This is a genomic window from Sorangium sp. So ce145 (genome assembly GCF_051525985.1).
GTDB lineage: Bacteria > Myxococcota_A > Polyangia > Polyangiales > Polyangiaceae > Sorangium > Sorangium cellulosum_B.
The window spans coordinates 9,783,522-9,806,046 of record NZ_CP150315.1 but is presented as its reverse complement, the minus strand read 5'-3'; the positions used below and the strand labels follow the sequence as shown (position 1 = coordinate 9,806,046).

Here is a 22,525-nt window from a genome sequence, read left to right as displayed (position 1 = left end):
ACGCCAGCTAGGAGATTCCAGTGGCGCTAAAGAACGTGCAGCATTTCTTCGTGCTCATGCTCGAAAATCGATCGTTCGACCACCTCTTCGGTCTGTCGGACATCGCAGGCACCAGCGCGACGACCGGGGAGAAGGTCGGCATCGAGGGGCTCAGCGACAAGACGCTCTTTCTCAAGAACAGCTCGGGCGAGTCGGTTCAGATCGACAAGAATAGCCTCCTCGCCAGGAACCGTCTGAGGCGCGATGTCCCCCATGAGTTCGAGGACGTGAAGCGCCAGCTCTGCGGTCCCAGGCATGATGGGCCCTATTCGGATGAGAGCATCACGATGGGCGGCTTCATCGCGGACCGAGGCGGCGAAGACCCGGACATGGAGGATGCCGTTCGTTGCGTCGGGCCAGGTCACCTTCGGGTGTTCAACGCGCTTGCCAGCGAGTTCGTCATCTGCGACCACTGGTTCAGCTCCGTGCCTGGGCCGACGTTTCCGAACCGAATGTTCGCGCATGCGGCCACATCGGGCGGGATCGCCGGCAGCCCGACCACTTGGCAGATCGTGCGGCACACCGTCGACGGCTACGACTTCAGGAATGGCCACATCTTCGGTCGGCTTCGTCAGAAGGGGATCCCGTGGGAGATCTTCGTGCATGATCGCATCGAGAACATGAGCGTACTCCTGGATGGCATCTCCGCGGCGGGGGTGAAGGAGTTCTCGCAGTTCACCTGGGAGCTGAATCAGGATCCGTTCCGGCCGCAGTACATCTTCATCGAGCCGCGGTACGACGCCATCGTCGGGCACTATTCCCGAGGAAACTCGATGCACCCCATCGGCGATATGGTGAAAGCCGAGCTCCTCGTGAAGGATGTCTATGAGACGATCCGGGCGGTACCGCGCGTCTGGGAGCGCAGCGCGCTCATCGTCGTCTTCGACGAGCACGGCGGGTTCTTCGATCATGTTCGGCCGCCCAAGGCGCCGGCACCGGGGGACGGCTCCTCGAACAGCGCGTTCGATTTCGAGCGGCTGGGGCCGCGGGTGCCGGCCCTGATCATCTCTCCGCTCATCCCCAGGAATCTCGTCGATAGTAGGGTCTACGATCACACGTCCATCTTGAGGACCGTCGCGCAGCGCTTCGATCTTCCGCCCCTGACGAAGCGGGACGCGAGCGCCAACTCGCTGGAGCACCTCTTCTCCTTGGACTCCGCGCGGCGCGACACGCCGAAGAGGCTGCCGGACCCGGCGTGGCCGCCGGAGCTGGTCTCTCGCTCGTTTCAGAGAGCCATCCCCGAGATGGCAGGCGACCCCACGCTGCTCGGCGCATCCGCCGGACCGTTCGTTCTGGCGGCAGCGGCGGTGAAGGCTGAGCTCGCGGGACCGGACGCGTGGGGCGCGATCACCGACGAAGTGCGAGCGCTCGATGGGCGATCCCAGGAGAAGATCGTCGACTTCGTCACAGGGGTGCGGGAGGAAGCGGCCGCCACGGCAGACGCGAGGGCGCCGCGCGCGCCGCGCGCGCCGCGCAGCCGTGACGCCGGCCTGGGGGGCATGGGTGAGGTGAGCATGTTCGCTCCCCGGAGCGAGATCCTCACGCCGAGCGACGAGGTCGAGGAACGCCATGCGGAGGCGTGGCGCGTCGGCATCAGCCGGGCGGAGCTCCGCGAGATAGAGCGTTCCAGGGAAGAGGCGAGCAAGGCAGGCGCGAATCCAGCCGCCGAGTCGTCCGGGAATGGCGACCAAGGCACCAGCGCTGCAGCCGGTCCATCGGGCGATTTTCCCGTGTGATCGCAGAGGTTGAGCCGCGGCCGGTGCTCCGCGAACTCGCCTGCCCGAGCTGTCTATCGAATGGACAGACAGCGCGCCCCGGCGGTGCGGTGCGCGCCGCAGAGGCCCCAACCGCCAAGAGGCCAAAACCGCAAAATCGTTGATATTTCCTGGCGTCTTATGGCGCCTCGGCGGCTCCCAAGTAACGCACTCCCCGAGCCCCGCCTCGCGCGCCTGGACCTTGACGCCGCTATGCGCTTCATGCTTCCGTGAAGTGGCCGGGCGCAGGCCTGGTCCCAGTCGGGCGCGGGCGGCGGCGCGCGCCCGGGTGGAAGCACCGGAAGGCGGACCGCCAGATCGAGAACCGCGAGCCATGGGGACTCTTGGAGCGCAGCGGAAGGCATTCTTTGACGAGCTGGAGAAGGCCTTCGATATCGCGAGTTTCGAAACCTTTCTCTCCCTGCACCTGGGAAAGAGGCTCGATGACTTGAGCCCGCCGGCCGCGTTGCCGCAGCTGCTGACGAAGGTCGTGCAGAAGGCGGAAGAGCAGAGCTGGCTGAGCGCCCTCCTGACGGCGCTCAAGGAGGGCAAGCCCGGCGCGGTCGGTCTCCACGCCGTGATCGACGCGATCTTGAAAGACTGGAGTGCGGCCGGCGCGAGGGTGCCGGGCGACCCGTATAACCTCTTCTTGACGACGCGTGGCGGGTTCGTCAACCGCGAGTCGACTCGGGCGATCCTGAAGGGCATGCACGCCAGCACCGGGAATCGGATCGTGCTCCTCCGCGGCGGAGCCGGGGCGGGAAAGACGCACACGTGGCACTTCCTGAACACGGTGGCGAAGGAGAAGTCGTTTCCAGCCATCTACATCGACTTCGTCAAATGGCAGAACGCGCGGGCCAAAGAGGTCATGGGCAGCATGGCCGAGCAGCTCGATGCCGATCTGCAGCCGAAGTTCGACGAATTTGCGCGGAAGCCGCGGCAGACTCTCCAGCTCGCCGAGTGGTTCGCCGGTGCGGTGAAGAAGCGCGGAGTTCGCTGCTGGGTGTTCTTCGATCACCTGGACAAGGTGGAGCCCCCGCCGGAGGTGATGGGGTTGGTCAGGGAGCTCATGAGCATCGCGGACAGCGACCTCGCGGACATCCGGCTCGTCATCGTGGGGCTGAGGGAGGACGACGACGTGAGCGACTTCGCGCCTTTGGTCGACATCGCAAAGGGCGTTCAGAGGGACGACGTGGCCCGGTTCTTCCATGCCGTGGGGGAGTTCGTCGGGGCGAAGATCGATGATGCCGCGGTGGAGGCGGCGATCGTCAAGATCTACGCGCCGGTCGCGCCGGGCGACAAACCCGTCCCAGCGAGGGAGCTGACGAGGCGCATCGGCGAGGAGGCGCTGAGGCTCTTTCCGGGGATCGCGTCATGAGCCGCATCGCTGCGAAGGACGCCCGCTCCCTGCGCGCGGATATCGATTTCACCAAAGGGGGAGAGGGAGGTACGGCCGACTCGGGTTATCACCGGGCGGCGGCCACGCTGGCGACGTTCGAGCCGAGCGGCCTGCGCCCCGCGGAGGGGACCTTGCCTGGGACGGTGCAGGCGCTGCTGCAGGAGTGCACTCCGGTGTCGGGCGCGGGGTGGGCGCTTGATGAAGAGATACGGATCCAGGTTCTCCACAACCTTCGACGCGAGGGTGGAGTCGACGCGATCCTGCGAGCGCGCGCGGCCAATCCCGGGTCGACGTCGGACGCGCAGGGGCTGCTCGACGCGTGGCTGCACGGGAAGTCGACGCCGGTGGACCGGATGAGCGCCGAGCAGCTTCGCGCCGGGCTCCAGGTTCAGAGGTGGGTGCGGGAGCTCGGGCTCCCCGCCGTGCCATCGAAGGAGGAGCTGCGGAGCCGGCTCGTCCTTGCACAGCTCCTCGAGCCGATGACGAAGTCGATGCAGACGTTCTTCAACCGCGAGGACGAGCTGCGGAAGCTGATGGCGCGCGCCGACACGCCCGGGCCCGCCGCGCCGCTGCTCGTGCACGGCCCCGGGGGAATGGGCAAATCAGCCCTGATCGAGCGCTTCACCCTGGACATCGCCAGGGCGGCGCCGCCGCGTCCATGGGCCTATGTCGACTTCGACTCGCCGACGGTGTCCGTGGACGACCCGAACACGGTGTTCATGGAGATCCTCGAGCAGCTCGGCGCGCAGAGCCCGGCGTTCCAGCGGACCTCGCGGAGCTTCCGGATCCGAGCACTCAAGCGCCGTTCTCTCGCGGCGAACGCCGAGGTCTCGGAGGCGCGGGAGGTGCCGAGATCGAGCATCGACGAGCTTTCGTACCTTCTGAGCGCCGGCGGGGACGGCAGGCCGCTCGTCCTGGTGCTCGATACGTTCGAAGAGGTGCAGTTCCGGGGACCCGCGGCGGTTCAACGGATGCTGCGGTTCATCGAAGACCTGATGTTCACCAGGTCTGGCGCCCGTGTGGTGATCGCGGGGCGCGTCCCCGAGCGCGGGATCGACAACATGGAGCTCGGGGGATTCGAGCTCCCGCACGCGCGTGCATTCCTGACGGGTTTGCTGCGCGACGGGCCCGTTGGCTCATCCCAGCTCAGCGCCGACCAAATCGACGAGGTCATCGAGGTCGTCGGGACTGCGCCGCTGTCGCTCCTCCTGGCGGCCGACGTGGTGCGTAAGCAGGGGATGGACGCAGTGCGCTCGATCGTCGCGGAGCAGGTGCTCGTTGACGAGCTGCACGCGGTTCAGGTGCAGGGGCTCCTCTACACGCGCATCCTCGGTCATCTGCACGGGCGCCTGGAGGATCGGGAGCGGCTGTCGAAGCTCGCCCACGCGAGCCTGGCGCTCCGGGTGTTCACGCCCCGCGTCGTGCTGGAGGTGCTGAATCCGGTCTGCGGGCTCGGCCTCGACTCCATCGATACGGCGAGGTCCCTGCTGGAGCAGCTCGCGAAGGAGATCGCCTTCGTCGAGAGCGTGCCGGCCGCCTCCCCGGACGGCGACGAGCCGAGGCTCAGGCACCTCCCGGATCTCCGCGCCATGGTGGTGTCTGCTCTGCCTCGGAGTCTTGGCGCGGAGCAGCTCCAGGCGATCCATGAGGCCGCGGCGACCTTCTACGAGCGTAGCGGCCAGGACTCGGAGGCCGTTACGGAGATGATCTACCATCGCCTCGCGGCGGGCGACACGTCGGAGGAACTGAAGCCGTACCTCAACGAGGCCAACCGTCGAGCGCTGCTGTCGAGCGCGGACGAACTTCCGCCGAGCGCGCAGACGTTTCTATTCGCAAATCTCGGCCGGAAGGCGCCATTGGCATCATCCGCGCCAGCGTCGAAATCGTCCCCCGGCGCCGTCGCTGATAGGGAAAAGCCGCCGTGGGACTCCGCGGCGGCACAGCTGCGCGCCTCGAAGCTGCTGGCGGACTCTGACCCTGCCGGCGCGCTGGCCGTCCTCCGCGAACGGCCCGATATTCCGCTCACGCCGGGCCTCGCGTTGCTGGAGGCGAAGGCGCTCGCCGCGCTCGGGAAGGAGGGAGAGGCCCTGGAGCGAGCGACGATCGCGCTGCGGCGAGCGCTGGAGCTGGGGGACGGACGCTTGGCCTGCGAAGCTGCGCTGACGAGCAGCGCACTCTCGTCCATCACGGCGGCCGAACGGCTCGATGGCGTCCGGGCCGCCCTCTCCGCGGACGGGCTGGACTCGGCGGCGCGCCTCCACCTCGTTCTGCGGGAGCTGAGCCTCGTTCGCGAGGACCAGCGCGCCGGGGCTTCCGCGGAGGTGTCCGCGTTTTTTGCACATCGGTCGAGTCATGGGGCCAAAGGGGTCGAAACGGAGGATGACCCGGCGGAGAAGGAGATCCGGGAGCGGCTCGACGCGCTCCTCTCGCAGGTGAGCCCCCGCGACCGGGCGAGGACGCCAGCGCTTGTGGCGGAGCTGGCAGCGACGCTCGCTCTCGAGAGGGTGGAGCTTGTCCGGGAGGCGCTCTCGCGGATCGGACTTGGCTTCCCGACCGATACGCAGCTGCGGTCGCTCGCGCGAGGGCTCGCGGCCTGGGACGAGGTGCTCGGGGCCACCGCCGCGGCGCCTGGCGAGCTCGGGCGAGCCGTCGCGCTCCAACGGTTCCGGGCCGACGTGGCAGGGCCGCCCGAAGAGCTGTGGCTCAACTACCTGCGCGCGCAGGGGGACGGCGCCGGACATGCGCTGTTCGATCTCACCCTCAAGAAAGAACCCCCTCCTCTGGTCCTGATCCCTCTCCAACGCATCTATGCCAGCTTCGGGAAGCGCAGGGAGACGCGCCCAGAACGCGGTGAGCTCGGAGAGGCGAGGCTCGCGCAGCTCAGAGGCATCCTCGTTCAGGCCTATTATGAGACAGGTATGCTCCGCCAATTGATGGAACAGATCGGAGTGCCCACGAGCCGGATGGTCCTGGACACCAGCCTCGAGGAGGCGTGGTACCTTGCCCTCAGGGACGTCGTTAACTTGGGGATGCTCGACAAGCTGCTCTCCGCCGTGCTCGCCGATCCAGCCGCGGCGGGGTTTCGCCCTGCGATTCAAGCATGGCTATCCGATGATTGAGGCGCATGGGCGACGAGCACTCCGGGGTGCTCGTCGCCAGTCCGTGAGGCCCCGGAAGAAGGCCGGAGATCCCGATGCGACTGTCCCTCACGCCCGCCAACCACCAGCGGCTCCACCAGGCTCTCGTGGATGCCTTCGATACTCCGTCGTTCGAGCAAATGCTGCTCTTCCGGCTGGGGTACCGGCTGGACGTCATCGCGAACCCCCTGCTGCCCTTCGATCAGATCGTCTTCAAGACGCTCCAGCGCGCGCAGATGGAAGGCTGGACGTCGGCGCTGTTGCTCCAGGCCATGGCATCGCGCGCGAAGGACGTGGCGCTGGCCGATGTGGCCGCGAGGGTCGGGGTCAGCCCGAAGGTCACTGTAGACTCCGCGGGAGGGCCGGGGGATGGGGCGAATCAGGCGGCGCCGGGCTTGTGGCTGCAGAGCCTCGTGGATCCGGCCGAGGGGTTCCTGAACCTCGCCGAGGTGATCGAGGTGTTCTCCCAGCGCCTCCGACAGGTCTGTGTCGTCGAGATCAACGGGCAGCCGAAGGGCACCGGGTTCCTCGTCGGACCGGATCGCGTTCTCACCAACCATCACGTGGTGTCGAGCGTCCTCGATGGGCGCTTCGGTCCTGCGGATGTGAAGCTCCGCTTCGATTACTGGCATGAGCAGCTGCTCGGCGCGCAGCGCTCCGGTGTGCTCTTTTCGCTCGCCGGCACCACCGTTGCCGAAGCGATCCCGCACCACAGTCCGCCCACGGTCGACGAGCTCGCCGGCAAGGAGAGCGCGGACGAGCCCTGCGAGCGCCACCTGGATTTCGCGCTGCTCGCCGCGAGCGGCGCGCCGGGGAATGCGACCATCGACGTCGTGGGGGCGGGGGCGTCGGGGTTCCAGGCATCGACTCGCGGATGGATCCAGGCGAGCGACCCGCCGTCGGCCGCCGCGGAGAATCAGACGCTCATCATCTTGCAACACCCGGAGGGTGGGCCCCTCTCCCTCGCATGGAACGCCCCCGGCGTGCTCTCCGTGAACAGCAAGGGCACCCGGATGAAGTACCGCAACAACACGAGCCCCGGGTCGTCCGGATCGCCCTGCTTCAACGGCCGATTCCAGATCGTGGGACTGCACCACTCCGGGAACCTGCGCGCGGCCGCGGGGGCGGCGTCCACGATCGGGAACGAAGGTGTCCCGATGCGGGCGATAATGAGATCCTTGCGAGCGAGGGGAGAAACGACGGCGTTCGCGTCCTGATGCCCCACCCACCGCTACCGGGGCGCTCAGCCGCCGGGATTGAAGTCGCGAGCGAGCTGCACGGCGACGGCCGCGTCCGGTCGGCCGAATCCGTAGAACTTGCTGTGACCCGTGGCGTCGTAGGCGCCTCCCCCGGCGTCGATGCGCACACAGGCTAGCTTGATGAGCTCTCTGACGTCGGCGCCGCGGAGCCTGGGATTGACCGAGAGCATGAGCGCCGCCATCCCAGCGATGCCGGGACAGGCGCTCGACGTTCCGCCGAACGTGGCAGTGTAGTTGCCGTCCGCGTCCCCCAAGGCGTTGTCCCCGGCGCGGAGGTGCCCCTTGTTGTAGCCCTGCGCGCCGCGCCGGTCCGTGGTCCAGATGCCGGGGGTCAGCGGAGCGGGGTGGTCGACTTCCGGGTGCTCGAAGTCACCGCTCGGGAACGCGCACCACACGGCGGCGCCGTAATCGCTGTAGACGCTCCTCTTGCCGCGATCGTTGCACGCCGCGACCGCGACGACCTGCGGGTGGGAGGCGTATCCGTCGTTGTCCACCGATTCGTTGCCGTTGCCCGCTGCCCAAACCACGACGCATCCCTTGCCTCCACGGCCCTTCGTGAGGGCGTACTCCATCGCCTCGCGGAACGAGTCGGGGATGGGGTACTCCTCGTCGTGCAGCGGGTCGGCGGCGTTCCACCACTCGCCGTCGGTCGGTCCCCAGCTGCACGAGATCACGTCTGCGTGGTGGTCGACCGCCCATCTGAACGCCTTGAGCTCGGCCATCGAGCCGAGGCCGGACGCCAGTCGAATGGGCATCAGGTTCGCATCGGGCGCGACCCCGGACGCGCGGTCGATGCCGGCGGCGCACGCGACCCCCGCGCAGGCCGTTCCGTGCATATCCGAGCGCCGCTTCGGCCTGGCATCATCGAGCTGCAGGGTCGCGTCGAACGGGTGGACCACCTTGCCCTCCACCGCGAACTCCGGATGGTCGGTATCCACGCCGTCATCGATGAGCGCGATGGTGATCCCCTTTCCGCGCGTCATCACCCAGGCCTCCATGGCGTTGCAGTGCTGATCGATGCCTACGCCGCCGACCGTGATCTTGCGCAGGTGCCATTGATTGGCCGTCGCTTCTCGGCGCTTGCTCTCTCGGAGGAGCTCGGGATGAGCGGCCTCCACGCGCGGATCGTCGAGGAGCTCGTTCGCGATCCGGAAGACCCCCGCGCCCACGTCCGGTCCGACGGTCAGGATGAACGAATTGCCGTGGAGGCCTGCCGGGGCGCGTTCGGCGATCGGCTGCCCCGCGAGGATGGCGTCGACTTCGGACTCGGCGGCGTCCGGCGCGAAGCGGACGTACACTTTGTCCGTGTACACCACCGGCTCGCCGGTGGTGTCCTTGAGCACGCGATCTTCGGCGAGGACGCGGGTCGTGTCGTCCAGCGACTCCAGCACCTTCTCCCTGAGCGCGCCCCCCGCTGCCTGGTCGGAGGGTTTGACCACGAGCAGCCCCTCACCCTCGAAGAGGATCACCCGCTTCGCCTCCGGGAGCTGCTCGAGCGTCCCTTCGAGCGCCTCGAGGGACTCGAGCTCGGTGTGAGGGATCCGAACCGCCACGTATTCGCTGGCAGGTTCAAGCTTGCGCGCCTTGGCTTGCTGGCCGCCATATCGATACTCGTACATCTGTCACCTCCGGATGCACACCGCCCCTCGGGAAACCTTTCGCGAGAGGCGGCCCACGGTGCGGGCAGAGACGACGTTACCAAGAGTGCGGTACGAGGAGGAGAAGGAATGGCAAACCACTCGCAGACGTCATGGGGGACTCGCGGCGCCTGGTCGGGCTGACGTCCGGGCCTCCGGGGCGCTTGGCTCGCGCGGCCATGGCGTTTGCTCCCTGGCGAAGCGGTGCGGATCCGCCCCCACGAAACTGCCGGGTTGCCGGTCACCAGGCGCGCGTCCTCGCGATGATCGGCTCAGCGCCGCGACGCCAGGCACACCGTACCCGCATCGTCGCTGCAAAATTGCCGCTTCGTTCGAATGGTGCACCGTGAACCAGCGTAGCGTCCTGCTCGCTCCACGACCCACGGGCGGTATGCTCAAACTTTACCGGTTCATCTTGTCGAAGCCGGTTCGATGATGCGAGAGTGCCTGCCCCTGGAGGTAGATCGAGATGGCTTTTGGTTCAGTCCTTGGATCCGGTTCACTCGCTCTTGCGGTCGGGATGCTCGCTCTCTTGCCCGCCTGCTCGGACGACAGCGATCCCGCTGACGGCTCCGGCGGCGCGGGAGGCGGCTCGTCTGCGAACACCGGGAGCGCCTCGCAGGGCACGGGCGGCAGCGGGGGCGGCATGGGCGGCGCGGGCGGTGGTACGGGCGGCGCCGGGGACACGGGGGGCGGCGGCACGGGCGGCGGCGGCACCGGCGGTGGCGGTGGCGGCACCGGCGGCGGTGCGGACGCGCAGGGGATCGTGCCCAATCCCATCATCTCCCGCGGCAAGCCGGCCTTCGCCTCGGCGGGGACGGCGTCGGTGATCAACGACGGCAAGTACAGGTCGGCAGGGACCTGGATCGCGGGCAAGCCCACCTCGGGCGCGCCCGCCTGGGTCGCCATCCAGGTCGGCACCGGGTACGAGCGGCTGCTCCTGAGCTGGACGGCCTCGTACAACTACAACTACACGGACGTGCAATACGGGGCGCCGGGCGCCTACCGCGTGGAGACGTCGAGCGACTCCACGAACGGCTCGGACGGCACCTGGACCCAGGTTGCGGAGGTGACCGACAACCCGGTCCGCACGCGCGCCCACAGCTTCGATTTCGGCGGCAAGAGCTGGGTCCGGCTCGTCGTGACCGCGGCCCCCGCGACGAGCGACGAGACCGGCGTGCAGCTCGACGAGATCGACGTGCACGACATCTCGAAGGGCGCGGAGGACACGTGGTTCTTCCTCGGCGACAGCATCACGGCGTACGCCTACGACCGCGACACCCCGGCCACGCAGCCGAGCTTCGCCGAGAACGTGCACGCGGCGCACCCGGCCCACTATCCGGCGATGATCAACGGCGGCATCGGGAGCGAGCTCACGAAGAGCAGCGACAAGCCCAGCGCGCTCGATCGCATCGATGACGTCCTGGAGCTGAACCCCGACTTCCACTACTTCGCCATCGGCTATGGCACCAACGACTCCTGGGGCCAGACCGACCCGAGCACCTTCAAGGCGAACCTGCAGCAGATCATCGACAAGATCGAGGCAGCGGGCCGCGTCCCGGTGCTCGCGCACATCCCGTTCTCGCCGGACGGCAACCACGACGCGGTCCCGGCGTTCAACGAGGCGATCGACGCCCTGACGCGGGAGAACGGCCTCCCTCCTGGGCCGGATCTGTATACGTGGTTCAAGGACCACCCCGACCGGTTCACCGACAAGGTGCACCCGGATCCCGCCGGGCGGGTGGCCATGAACAAGCTCTGGGCCGACGCCGTGGACGGCCTCTACCCGGCGCAGCGGTAAGCGCGACCAGAGGCCGGACGACACGCGACCGAGCGCGCCCGCGGCGCCGGCGCGAGCCTTGACTCCACGCGGCCGCGGGGGCTAGCTCGATCGGGCGGACGAACGGCGGCCTGGGGAACAGCGCCCTCGGGTGGGCTCGGCCGGCCCGCGCCCTCCAGGGTGGAGCCTCTGGTTCGGGAAGATCGATCCGCCCAAGCTGGGCGATCAGCTCATCGGCCGGCTGAAGAAATAGCGGGCGCCGGAGCGGAGCCGTGATGGACGACGATCGGGACGAGCGAGAAGAGGAGGACACGAAGCGGGACATCGCTCCCTACGTGCCGCGCCGCCCCGTGATGGCGGTGATCGGCAACGGCCTCGCGGTGGACGCGGCGACCGAGGTTGTGTGCGTCGAGCTCGGGCGGCGCGCCGTGGAGGCGGGGTTCCGGCTGGTCACCGGGGGGCTGGGGGGCGTCATGGCCGCCGTGTCGCGCGGCGGGCGCGAGGCGACGACGTGGCGCGACGGCGATATCCTGGGGATCCTGCCAGGGTACGAGGCGTCCACGGCCAACCCGTACGTGGACATCGTGGTCCCGACCGGCATGCAGATCGGGCGCAACATCCTGGTCGTCGCCATGGCCGACGTGGTCGTGGTCGTCGGCGGCGGCGCGGGCACGCTGAGCGAGATCGCCGTTGCCTGGCAGCTCGGCAAGCCGGTGCTCGCGCTCGCGACGAGCGGGGGCTGGGCGAGGCAGCTCGCCGGGGGGCGCGTGGACGACCGGCGCTCGGATCGGATCGTGTCGGTCGCGAGTGCGGAAGAGGCGGTGGCGACGGCGTGGGAGACGGCGGGCCGCGGACGCGGCCGGGGGGCGTGACAGGGCGCCGCGCGCGCGGCGCGGCCTCCGCGCGAGCCGGCCGCGCGGCAGCCCGTGCTAGCCTCCGCGCCGATGTCGGAAGCGGAAGAGGACGAGATCCAGCGGCTGAGAGCCCGCGTCGGGACGATCCTCCACGGAAAATGGCGGATTGACGCGCTGATCGGGGCGGGGGGGATGGCGGCCGTCTATGCGGCCACTCATCACGTGGGGCACCGCGTGGCCATCAAGATCCTGCACCCGGAGGGCGCCGTATCCCGGGAGCTCCGCGCCCGCTTCGAGCAGGAGGCGCTCGCCGCCGCGCGGCTCGGGCACCCGGCCGCGGTGCAGGTCCACGACATCGACGTGACCGAGCGAGGAGAGCCGTTCCTGGTCATGGAGCTGCTCGACGGAGAGAGCCTCCGCGAGCGGGTGTTGCGGCTCGGTGCGATCGATTCGATCGAGCTCCTCGCCCACATGGACACGCTCCTCGAGGTCATCAAGGCGGCGCACGACGCCGGGATCGTCCATCGGGACATCAAGCCCGACAACCTCTTCGTGACCCGCGATGGGCGGCTCAAGGTGCTCGATTTCGGGATCGCGCGCATGAAGCAGGGCGGCTCTGGGCTGAAGACGCGGACGGGCGCGGTGCTGGGCACGACGAGCTACATGGCGCCCGAGCAGATCCTGGGGAGGAACGTGGACGGGCGGGCCGACCTCTACGCGGTGGGCGCGACGATGTTCACCGTCCTCGCGAACCGTCGAGTCCACGACGACGACGGGCTCACCGAGGGAGAGCTCCTCGTGAAGAGGGGCACGACGCCGGCTCCTCCGCTGTCGACGGTGGCGCCGGGCGTGGATCCGCGGGTCGCGCGCGTCGTGGACCGCGCGCTCGCCTTTCAGGTCGAGCGTCGCTACCCGGACGCGCAAACGATGCTCGCCGACATACGCGCGCTGCGACGGGGCGAGGAGCCGCCCTTCGCGACGGGGGAGCTGGCCAAGATGGACGAGCGCACGCGCGCGTACGGCCGGGCCATCCCCGACGGGCCGCCGGTGGGGGCGCAGTTCCCGAGCGCGAGCCCGCCGGGGGGGGTGATGCCGGCGGCGGTGGCCGCGTCGACGGGGGCTCCTCCGGGCCGGCCTTATCCGGGGGCGGGGGCCGCGCTTCAGGGACGGGGGCCGCGCGCGCCGGGAGCGACGCAGATCGCCGTCGTCGGCGGGGTGGGGGTGCTCCTCTTCTGCGTGGGCGTCGGCATGGTGCTGCTGCTCTGGCCCTCCCGCGACCAGGGCGCCGGCGACGCCGGCGAGAGCGGCGCGCCGGTGTCCCTCCCGGATGCCGCGCGGGCCCGGAGCGCTGCGGCGCTCGCGGTCGACCCCGCCGGCTGCCCGCCGGGCGTGCCTTGCACCTGCCCGGGCGGCAGTCCTGGGAACGTGCCGGCGAGCTGCCTGCTGACGTGCGGCGACGCGCCCGGCTGCAAGCCGAGCTGCTCCGATCGAGAGAGCTGCGCGAGCCACTGCGCCGGTGACTGCCAGTCTTCCTGCGCGAGGAGCAAGGGGTGCAACACGACGTGCGCCGACGGCTGCTCGACCGACTGCCGCAACGCGGAGACGTGCCAGGTGACCTGCGGCGCAGGGTGCTCGATCACCTGCGAGGACGTGAACAAGTGCGCCCACGTCGTGGGCGACAGGAGCGTCGTGAGGTGCAATCGGGTCGGAGAATGCCAGGTGATGTGCATGGGCTCGTGCGCGGTGGCGTGCTCCAACGCCGGGGGAGGATGCCCGGTGACCTGCGTGGGGCAGGGGCCCGCGGTGAAGTGCGGCGACGGCCGCAAGGCGTGCGGGGACGGCTGCTCGCTGCCGCGGTGAGACCGGGCTGGCGTGCCTGCGAGCCCTCGCCGCGCGTCAGAGCCGCGCCTTGCGCAGCGCGAGCAGCCAGTCGTTGAGCTCTCCCTGGTTGGGCGGCTCCTCCGGCAGCACGGCGTGGTCGCGGGCCGCCTCGAGGGTCGTGAAGGCGCGGGCGATCTGCTCGGCCCAGCGCTCGGCGACGTCGGGAGCGAGCGGCGCCTGCTCCCCGGCGCGCTTGGCCTCGACCAGCTCGCGCGCGGCGCTGAAGCCGTAGAGATCGAGGAGCGATGTGACGTCGGTTACGATCTCGCCCGTCCGGAGGGCGTGGGCGCCGGTCAACGTGGTCCTGAGGACGTAGAGGAGCTTCTTCGCCGACGAGCGGCCTCCCGCCTCCCAGGCGCGGAGCTGGCTCGTGGCGAAGCCGACGTAGTGGCGGAAGATCCGGCGCGAGAGCGCGGCGGCGACGAGCGGGCGAAGGGAGGCGAGGTCGGGATCGACGTGGAGCTGGAGGGGGCCGAGGATCCGCTCGATGTAGTTGCCGTTGCCCTGAAGGACGCCGATGAGGACGGGGTGGAGCTCGTTCGACGTGTAGTCGATCTCGACGCCGTCGATGACCTGCATCCGCTCGGGGCTCGCGTTGCTGCGGTGGAGGCCGAGCAGCTTCTCGGTCGGCTCGACGTGAACCGCCTTGAGGTCGAGGTCGCTGTCCGGCGAGGGGAACCCGTACGCGTGCGCGCCGCTGAGCGCGATGACGAGGTGCGAGCGCTTGGCCTCCTCCTCGGCGATGACGCGCGCCGCGACCTCCCGCTGCTTTGCTTCGAGCACCTGGGGGTTCATACGTCGTCCTTTCTCTCCTCGTTGCCGGGCGTGGGGTCGTTGCCGGGCGTGGGCGCCGCGTCTCCGTCGTCCCAGGTTGCGACCGGCGCGGGGGGAGCGTCCTTGCCGAGGGGGCCGGGCTCCGCCGCGAGGTGCCGGCGAGCGATCTCCTGGCGGACCCGCCGGAGGAGCACGTCGGCGCGGGGCACGTCGGGGTGCGGCGGCAACCTGGTTGCGAGCCGCGCGGCCTCCAGCTCGGGCGTCATCGCCTCGGCGAGCTCGATGGTGCGATCGAGCGGCCAGGCGCCCCTCTTGATGGCGAGGAGCGTCTCGCGGAGATCGCCCTGCACGACCAGGTCGACCTCGCCGTCGCGCAGCCAGCGGATGGCGGTCGCGATCAGGCGAACCAGGTTGTAGGCGTTCTTGGGGCGGAGGTCGCGGGAGAAGTCCAGCGACGTCCTGTCCGCCCGGGCGAAGGCCGCGAGCGAGGCGAAGTCGCGCGCGGGCAGCAGGCCCTGGTCGTGGAGCGAGCGGTAGAGCTGCTTGATGTACTCCTTCGCCTGGAGCTCGCGGTCAACCTGGGTCGGCGCGGCGCGCGGGCTGATGGTGGCGAGCTTCCGGGCGACGTCGTCGAGCGACATCGCGGGGTCGTTCGCGAGCCAGTCGAGCACGCGCTCCCGGTGCTCGGCCAGCCGGTGCGCCTGCGAGAGCCTCTTGAGCTGCGAGAGCGCGTAGCGGCCGAAGCTGCCGTAGATGGCCGAGGAGACGAACGCGTCACGCGCCTCGAGGATCCAGGCGCCGATCTCGTCGCGCGCCTCGGCGGTGCGGACGAAGAGCAGCTCGAGGGTGTTCGGGTCGGCGCGCAGGGCCTGCCGGATGGCCTTCTCGACCTCCCAGTACGAGGCGCTGCCGTCGGCGCTCACGAGGTCCCGCGGCGGCTCGGCGAGGCCTGTGGTCCAGGGGAAGGGGAGGGCGAAGACGCCGCGCCGGTCGGTGTCGGACCCCTCGTTCGCGAGCCCCCATGCGCGCGACCCCACGACGGCCTCGAGGACGACGGCGGGAAGGAGCGCGTCCCAGGCGGCGCTGCGCCGCTCTGCGTGCCGCACCTGGCCGGTCTTGCGCGGGACGAGCTCGTCCCGGCGGTAGCGGACGACGCCCACGCCGACGAGCATCACGTCGAGCTCGGCGCCCGCCGAGCCGACGACGCGCCCGATGGCGCCCTGCGGGACGCGGCGCTCCCCGAGGACGCGGTCGACCCGGGTGGTCACCTCGGTGCCGTGGGGCAGAGGGACGGCGAGCGGATCGAGGTGGGTGAGGCCGCGTAGGCGGAGCTCCATGCGAGGACGCTACCATGACGACCCGACCCAGGTTGGGGGCGAGCGACCGATCCGGATCCGACCCAGGTTGGGGTACCGGAGCCGACCCAGGTTGGTGACGCGCCGGGTCCGACCCAGGTTGGCGGTGGGCCATGGGCCAGGTTGGCAGACCGAGGTTGGCGTCCCGATCTGGGTCGGACTAACCGCAACCCAGGTCGGGCTAGGAGTAGTCGCAACGGCTCCAGCGCGGGTGGCGGCCCGCCAGGCGGCCGCCACCCGCGAAGCTTGGTCGAGCCGCGAAATGATTGATGGAAATCCCTGGCACGGCGCTTGTTTTAGTGCGCCTGTCATGAGCCAGCCCCGCGAGATCGTTGCCGGAGCCACCTACCTCATCACCCGTCGCGTCCTGCGCCGGCACCTGCTCTTCCGCCCGGATGCGGCAATCACCCGGCTCTTGGTCTACGTTCTCGCGGTGTCGACCCGCCGTTACGATATCGAGGTCCATGCGCTCTGCGCCATGTCAACGCATCTGCACCTGGTCGTGACCGACTCGAGGGGCGTCCTGCCGCGGTTCTTGCAATTCTTCCATCGCATCGTCGCGCTCGGCACGAAGGTGCTTCGCGGGTGGGAAGGCCCGGTATGGGACCACGAGGCCACGAGCGTGGTGCGGCTGCTGACGCGCGCAGCGGTGGTGGAGAAGATTGCTTATGTCATGGCCAATCCTGTCGCCGCTGGCCTGGTGCAGCATGCGCGCGAGTGGCCGGGCGCCAAGGTGGATGTGGACGAGCTCGGTCGCGGCGTGCTGCGCGCGGCACGGCCTTCGGTGTATCTCGACCCGGAAAATCCCCAGTGGCCCGAGGAAGCGACGGTCTCGCTCGCGCTGCCGCCGGCCATCGAGCAGGACAGCGCGGAGGGCTTTCGCCAGGACGTCTCTGCCGAGCTCGAGCGGCTCGAAGCGCGGGCCCGCGCGGAGGTGCAGCGGCGAGGGCTTCGCTTCTTGGGCGCCGAGGGAGCCGGCAAGGTGTCCCCTTACGAGCGCGTGACGAGCTTCGAGCCGCTGCGCGACGGCAATCCGACGTTTGCGGTGGGTCGCGAGCAGGGAGATGCGTGGCGAATCGCTGGTGCCGCTGTGCGTGCGTTTCGAGCGTCGTACCGTGCGGCACTGGAGCGATGGCGTGCCGGCGTACGCAGCGCTGTATTCCCCGCGGGGACGTGGTGGATGCGCACGTTTCACGGCGCCAGCGTGGCCGACGTCGTGCTCACGGTGTAGAGCCCTAGCGGCGCCGTGGCAGGGACGCGGGCGGAACGGGCGAGGGCATCGGTGCCTTGTCGTGGGGCGCGTCCGTATGGGGCAGTGGTGTGGGCGGCAGATCGTTGTGCGGCGTGGTGCGCAATAGGATGTGCTGAGACGATGCCGCTCCGAATGCGTATGAGTGGGACCGGAGGGGTTACGGTCGGCTCTGCGTGATCGAACAAGGAGCTTCGTACCGGAAAACGAACATAGCTATTAGCCCAGCTTGGCTTTAAGCTCGCCTAGCCGGGGTTCGATCGTGCCACGAGTAGAATTTAGCTCGACTGAAATTGCTGCGTTGCCGGCCGCAGATCAACCCGGGTCCGGCGGGTGGCTCGCAACCTGCGTCGGGGCTGCTGGGCTGCTGCAACCTGGGTCGGGTCGCCCGCCCGTGCCGCAACCTGGGTCGGGTCGCCCGTGCCGCAACCTGGGTCAGGTCGCCGGCAGAGTGGGTTGCCGCAACCTGGGTCAGGTCGCCGCCGGCAACCTGGATCAGGTCGCCGCAGCTGTCACCGTTCGATCAGCAGCACTGGGCTGCCCGAGAGGGCGACCGTCGCCTTGCCGCCGCTCGCGTCGGCGGAGGTCTTCGCGCCGTCCCACGCGTGGACCTCGAACCCCGTTGCCGTCGCGAGCTCGACGCTCGCGGACGCGTCCTCCGTGCTGCTCGCCGTCACGGCCCAGAGGGCGATCCGGCGCTTGCCGTCCTTCGCGTCCTTCGTGAACACGGCGCCCCGAGCGCCCCCCGGCAGCGCGAGCTCCCTGGTTGCGCTGTCATCGTAGGACGTGCCGAAGAGCACCTCGTTGAGCGTCGTATACGCCTTGCCGAGGTCGGTCTTCGTCGCCTCGTCCACGCTGGCGAGGGCGCCGACGTCGTTGTAGAGACCCATGTGAGCGAACACGTCGTCGCTCCCGTCCTCGCCGTTCGATAGGATGAACCAGTCGACGCCGCCGACGCCGTGCGCCTGTGCCATGGTCATCATCTTGATGAGGTAGTTCCGCGCGTACTCCGGGCTCCCCACCTCCGGGTACTCCGGCGTCCGCGCGAGCGGCGCGCCGTTCTCCGAGACATTCCACCCCTGCACCTCCACCCCGGCGTCGGCGAGCGTCGCGGCGAAGGCGTCCTTCGACGCGAGGAAATCGTCGACGGACGCATCCGAGCTTTTCGGGCTGAAGATCGGGTAATAGTGAAAATCGAGCACGTCGATGTAGGCGCCGCCCTTCTCCGGGTAATCTGGCGTGACCGCCCCCCCATCGGGGTTGTCGGTGTAGCGCAGGATCGCCGAGAGGAACGAGGGGTATCCGATGCCCCCCGTCGCGATCCGCGCGTCTGGATCCGCCTTGCGGGCGGCCTCCTTCGTGACGCGCAGCATTCGTATATAATCGAATATCGATCCATTGAACCGGGGGAGATCGGCGGCCTTCGGCGGTTCGGTCCTCCAGGTCTCCGTGACGCGCCAGTCGGCCACCCAATCGGGCTCGTTCCACACGTGCCACAGCTTGACCCAGGGCTTGTAGGTGTCGACGGTCCGATAGACGTAAGAGGCCCACGCATTGCCCGGATTCACCGTTCCATCGGCCGAGAAGATCGGCTCGTAAAGGCTCTTCGGGATATAGTACTCGTTCTGCCAGTCCTCCGCGTCGGCCGGCGCCACCGTCAGATCGACCGACTCGGAGCCGATGAGGAACCCGATATGGTCCGCCATGCCCAGGGACGCGTACGATTGAATGTCCCCGACCTCGATCTCGTATCCCCACCTCGCGAAATGGGCCGCTGGCAGCTTGATGCGGAGGCTGCGGACGCCCGCTCGCGCCGCGAGCGTGGCCTCCTTGTCGTCGCCCCAGTCCGCGTTGCGGTGGCCGAGGTTGGCGCCATAGCGAAACGCGTGAGGGAGCCCGCCGCTCCCGCCGTTCCCGCCGCTTCCCCCGCCTCCCGCGCTTCCACCTCCCCCGGAGCTGATGTCGCCGCCGCCCGACTCCTCGTACCCCGGCGAGTCGTCCCCCGAACCACATGCAACGACAGCTGAAGCGCACAGCAGAACGGACCATCGACGCATGAACATTCCTCCTCCAGGCAGATCCCGGGAGGCCAGCGTAAGGGAGTTTCGCGTTCAATTTCAGGAAATCTGCGAAGCAGATTGCACTGTGCTCACCCAGGGGGCCGTTCGCCCGCTCTACAGCGGCGGGTACGCCGAGGCCGAGGCCGCGCTCTCGCTGCCGGTCTGCGTGGGCCAGGTGCAGGAGCGCGAGGTGCTCGCTCGTCTGGCTCGCGCCGTGGCGCAGGCTGGCGAGCCTGGCTGACGCAAGCGCGTCTCCCACCGGGCGCGCAGCGCGCCGGTGGGGCTTTGCTCGATCGCGCAGGAGGTTGCGCGTGCGTGTCTTCCAGCTCGCTCGGCCGGTCTCCCGGTGCCCGAGCGAGAATGCCCGCTCTGCTCTGCGGTTCATGGGTCTCGAGGCGAGACCGGGCACACCTTCGCGGCTGGCACATCGTTTGCGATTCGCGATGGTGCCCAGCTGTAACCGACGGCAGAAAGGAATCGAACATGACCGACGCCTGGTCGAACGATTCCAGGACCTCACGTTGGAAGAGGGCCTCGCCGAGATCCAGCTCGGCGCAGGCGTCCTCGATGTCGAGGCTGTCGGCCGAGCCGTCGTTGACGAAGGTGTGTCGGGCAGCCGGCGGCTGAAATCTGGCGAAGCAGGAGACGAGCGAAAATGTTTGAATGGTTGGTCGATGATCTGATGGACCTCACGGTCGATGAGCACGGCGCCGCGAAGTCCGTCGTCTTTGTCGGCATCGCCGCGTGCAGCAGCGGTAGCAGCACCATCTGCATCGGTTGACGCGGGCGGTGCTATCCGACCGGACAGGGCTCTTCGTCAGATGAGGAGCCTTTTCCGGCGATCCATTGATTCCTGACGGGCTCTGCCCCAGTCATCGTTCTGCGTGCCAGCGCTGGCGGCGTGGTGAGGCCTCGCCGCCAGCTCCGCAGCGCGAAGAAGCTGATGAGCGAGTATGAACAAGCTAGACGACGTCCCCGAGTTCCCCTGTGTCAAGACATGGTATCGGGTCGCGATCACGGACGATGCGGTGATCTTCCAGCACGGAGAGAGGGCGCTCTGCTTTCAAGGCAAAGCAGCGAGCGAGCTGCTGCCGGTGCTGCTTCCGATCCTCGATGGAACGCGTACGGTCGAGCAAGTGATCGAGTACATGGGAAAATCCATCGCGCCCGCCACCGCGAACGCCTTGCGGTTGCTGGCCGAGAAAGGGGTGCTCACGAGCGGCTCTCCCGTCGGGGCCTCGGCGCCGCGGCCCGTCCGGGAATCGGCCCGCTTCCACGCGGCATACCGCGATGACGAGCCGGAGTCCCTCACGCAGCAAAGGTTGAGCGACGCCAGCGTGGCGGTGGTCGGTGCCGGCGTTCTTGCCGACGAGATCGCGCGCCAGGTGAGCCTCTCCGGGGTCACGGGCGTGCAGCGGAGGTCGTTCGATGCCGGGGCGGGCGACCTGGCCTCGGCGGACCTCGTCGTGGTCGCTCCGGATCGAGGCGAGCTCGATTGGATGGCGCACTGGAACGCGGAAGCGCTGCGCCGACGTATCCCCTGGATGCAAGTGCTCGCGTACGACAGCAGGTTCTCCGCGGTAGGCCCGCTCTACCTTCCGCACGCAACCTGCTGCTACGCGTGTTACCGGCTGCGCCTCGCTTCGAACGTCGCGCATCGCGGACAATACTGGGCCCTGGAGCGCAGCACGCCCAGCTTCCCGCTGCCGTGCGCGATGCTGGCGATCGTGAGCGGCCTCGCCGCGTTGCTCGTGGCCCGCTGGATCGTCTCGCGCGACCCGCTCTTGCCAGGGCGGTTTTACGCGGTCAACCCAGGTCCAACCGTCCGCAGCGACACGCACATGGCGTACCGCGTGCCCCGGTGCTCGGCATGCAGCGCCGCCGTCGCCGCGAGCGCCCCCAGCCCCTGGTACGCCCTGCAGGCAGGAACGGAGCCATGAACATGTTTGCTCCGCTCCGCTCCCCGGGCGGCGAGCCGGCGCGTGGTCACGTCACGCCGAAGCGCGCGCAACGCACGCCGCTCGCCGAGGTCGCCCGCAGGCTGCGCACCCTCGTGTCTCCCTATACGGGCGTCGTGCGCGACACCGTGGAGCCGCTCCGCGCTCCGGATGACTGCCGCTTCTTCAACTTTGGCGCCAACACGGGCGACCTTTCGGATCTGGTCGGCGCGCCGACCGAGGTCACGTCCAACGCCGTGCATCCCGATCGAGAGGCGGCCTGGGTGGCGGCGGTCGCCGAGGCTGTCGAGCGGTATTCGTCGTTTTATGTGCCTGCGGGGGAACTCGTGTTCTCTTCGTATGAGGAGCTGGACGGGGCGGCGCCGGAGCCGGAGAGCTTCGCCCTGTTTCATCCATCGCAGTACGCGTCGAGCGACTTCCCCTATGTGCCCTTCACCTCCCGCACCCGGGTGCGGTGGGTGCGTGGCTGGTCCATCCAGGATGGGATGCCCGCGTGGCTGCCGGCCCAGCTGACGTTCATGGGCTCACACCTCGCGCGCGGCGAGCCGCAGATCGCCTACTCGACGAGCAGCGGGACCGCGCTGGGCGGTACGCTGGAAGAGGCTGCGTTCAGCGCGCTGATGGAGGTCATCGAGCGCGACGCGTTCATGCTCGCATGGAACAACCGATTGGAGCTGCCGCTCCTGGATTGGCAGGGAGACGACTCGCCTCGTCATGACGAGCGCGTGGTCCCGGCCCCACCGGGCATTCACTATGCCGCGCTCGACGCGAGCGTCTTCTTCCGCGTGCCGACCGCCATCGGCGTGACGCGATGCGCCCTGGCCGGGCAGCCCGCGCTGACCGTCGGCGCTGCCAGCGCGGCGACCGGTCAGGAGGCTGCACGGAAGGCGCTGCGCGGGGCCTTCCAGACCAGGGTGCTGGTGAAGCAGCTCTTGAGCGCTCTGCCCGGGGGACGGCGCGCGCTGGAGGCGCATCAAGTCCGCACGTTCGACGATCATGCGCTCTACCATGCGCTGCGAGAGAGCTCCGCGTCTTCCGCGTTCCTCGATGGAAGCAGAGAGCGGCGCCACCTCGGCGAGGTGCCCCCCCTGGAGGGCACGGACGTGCTCGGTCAGACCGCTTCGGCCGTGCGAGCGCTCGCGCGGCGAGGCGTCGGTGCGTACCTCGTCGACATCACCTCGCCGGATGTGCGCGACGCCGGGCTGTGGGTGGTGCGCGTGATCTGCCCCGAGCTCTGCCGGCTCGACGCCCCTCACACCGCGCGGTTCCTCGGCGGCAAGCGGCTCTATCATGCGGCGTACGAGGCGGGGCTCCGCTCCCGGCCTCTCTCGTTTGCGGACATCAACGTCCATCCGCACCCGTTCCCGTGAGCTCATGCGAGAGAGGGAC

The 22,525-nt window shown here is 69.1% G+C and carries 16 protein-coding genes; 12 read left to right on the top strand and 4 right to left on the bottom strand.

Annotated features, from left to right (window positions below; all coding sequences use genetic code 11):
- Positions 1 to 20: 20 nt before the first annotated feature.
- The 4 genes from WMF34_RS36345 (at position 21) to WMF34_RS36330 (ending at position 7,546) form a co-directional block, all read left to right on the top strand.
- Positions 21 to 1,775: an alkaline phosphatase family protein gene (locus WMF34_RS36345; RefSeq protein ID WP_012239762.1), complete on the top strand. Its 1,755-nt coding sequence runs from the start codon at positions 21 to 23 to the stop codon at positions 1,773 to 1,775.
- A 352-nt stretch (positions 1,776 to 2,127) separates the two neighbouring features.
- A complete protein-coding gene (locus WMF34_RS36340) occupies positions 2,128 to 3,171 on the top strand; it encodes an effector-associated domain EAD1-containing protein (RefSeq protein ID WP_012239761.1) in 1,044 nt (347 codons plus the stop codon).
- Positions 3,168 to 6,311 (top strand): AAA family ATPase, encoded by a 3,144-nt coding sequence (locus WMF34_RS36335; protein ID WP_437990706.1) that lies wholly within the window; start codon positions 3,168 to 3,170, stop codon positions 6,309 to 6,311. Before WMF34_RS36340 ends, WMF34_RS36335 begins: the two co-directional genes overlap by 4 nt.
- A gap of 74 nt (positions 6,312 to 6,385) precedes the next feature.
- Complete coding sequence (locus WMF34_RS36330) at positions 6,386 to 7,546, top strand: trypsin-like peptidase domain-containing protein (RefSeq protein WP_437990705.1); 1,161 nt, start codon at positions 6,386 to 6,388, stop codon at positions 7,544 to 7,546.
- Positions 7,547 to 7,572: 26 nt separating this feature from the next.
- Here WMF34_RS36330 and WMF34_RS36325 read toward each other — a convergent pair whose 3' ends face one another.
- Positions 7,573 to 9,207 (bottom strand): S8 family peptidase, encoded by a 1,635-nt coding sequence (locus WMF34_RS36325; protein ID WP_437990704.1) that lies wholly within the window; start codon positions 9,205 to 9,207, stop codon positions 7,573 to 7,575.
- 538 nt (positions 9,208 to 9,745) lie between these two features.
- Here WMF34_RS36325 and WMF34_RS36320 point away from each other — a divergent pair.
- The 3 genes from WMF34_RS36320 (at position 9,746) to WMF34_RS36310 (ending at position 13,719) form a co-directional block, all read left to right on the top strand.
- On the top strand, positions 9,746 to 11,026 hold the full coding sequence (locus tag WMF34_RS36320) for a GDSL-type esterase/lipase family protein (RefSeq protein ID WP_437990703.1): 1,281 nt from the start codon (positions 9,746 to 9,748) through the stop codon (positions 11,024 to 11,026).
- Between the two features lie 254 nt (positions 11,027 to 11,280).
- On the top strand, positions 11,281 to 11,877 hold the full coding sequence (locus WMF34_RS36315) for a TIGR00725 family protein (protein ID WP_012239756.1): 597 nt from the start codon (positions 11,281 to 11,283) through the stop codon (positions 11,875 to 11,877).
- A 72-nt stretch (positions 11,878 to 11,949) separates the two neighbouring features.
- Positions 11,950 to 13,719, top strand: a complete 1,770-nt coding sequence (locus tag WMF34_RS36310) for a serine/threonine protein kinase (RefSeq protein WP_437990702.1) — start codon at positions 11,950 to 11,952, stop codon at positions 13,717 to 13,719.
- Between the two features lie 36 nt (positions 13,720 to 13,755).
- On the opposite strand, the gene WMF34_RS36305 is transcribed toward WMF34_RS36310, so the two are convergent.
- Together WMF34_RS36305 and WMF34_RS36300 are read right to left on the bottom strand one after the other, a co-directional pair.
- Positions 13,756 to 14,535 carry a nucleotidyltransferase domain-containing protein gene (locus WMF34_RS36305; RefSeq protein WP_437990701.1) on the bottom strand — a complete coding sequence of 260 codons (780 nt, stop codon included), beginning with the start codon at positions 14,533 to 14,535 and terminating at the stop codon, positions 13,756 to 13,758.
- Positions 14,532 to 15,851: a DNA polymerase beta superfamily protein gene (locus tag WMF34_RS36300; RefSeq protein WP_437990700.1), complete on the bottom strand. Its 1,320-nt coding sequence runs from the start codon at positions 15,849 to 15,851 to the stop codon at positions 14,532 to 14,534. The genes WMF34_RS36305 and WMF34_RS36300 overlap by 4 nt, the downstream gene beginning before the upstream one ends.
- Before the next feature lie 328 nt (positions 15,852 to 16,179).
- On the opposite strand from WMF34_RS36300, the gene WMF34_RS36295 reads away from it, so the two are divergent.
- Positions 16,180 to 17,100, top strand: coding sequence for a transposase (locus tag WMF34_RS36295; protein WP_044963635.1), 921 nt, complete (start codon positions 16,180 to 16,182; stop codon positions 17,098 to 17,100).
- A gap of 530 nt (positions 17,101 to 17,630) precedes the next feature.
- Here WMF34_RS36295 and WMF34_RS36290 read toward each other — a convergent pair.
- Positions 17,631 to 19,175: a hypothetical protein gene (locus tag WMF34_RS36290; protein WP_012239750.1), complete on the bottom strand. Its 1,545-nt coding sequence runs from the start codon at positions 19,173 to 19,175 to the stop codon at positions 17,631 to 17,633.
- Between the two features lie 88 nt (positions 19,176 to 19,263).
- On the opposite strand from WMF34_RS36290, the gene WMF34_RS36285 reads away from it, so the two are divergent.
- From WMF34_RS36285 to WMF34_RS36270, 4 genes are all read left to right on the top strand, one after another.
- Positions 19,264 to 19,419, top strand: coding sequence for a hypothetical protein (locus WMF34_RS36285; RefSeq protein ID WP_437990699.1), 156 nt, complete (start codon positions 19,264 to 19,266; stop codon positions 19,417 to 19,419).
- 142 nt (positions 19,420 to 19,561) lie between these two features.
- On the top strand, positions 19,562 to 19,861 hold the full coding sequence (locus tag WMF34_RS36280; protein ID WP_437990698.1) for a hypothetical protein: 300 nt from the start codon (positions 19,562 to 19,564) through the stop codon (positions 19,859 to 19,861).
- Positions 19,862 to 20,131: 270 nt separating this feature from the next.
- Positions 20,132 to 21,118, top strand: a complete 987-nt coding sequence (locus tag WMF34_RS36275; protein ID WP_012239749.1) for a TOMM precursor leader peptide-binding protein — start codon at positions 20,132 to 20,134, stop codon at positions 21,116 to 21,118.
- Positions 21,115 to 22,506, top strand: coding sequence for a YcaO-like family protein (locus WMF34_RS36270; protein ID WP_437990697.1), 1,392 nt, complete (start codon positions 21,115 to 21,117; stop codon positions 22,504 to 22,506). Before WMF34_RS36275 ends, WMF34_RS36270 begins: the two co-directional genes overlap by 4 nt.
- Positions 22,507 to 22,525 lie beyond the last annotated feature (19 nt).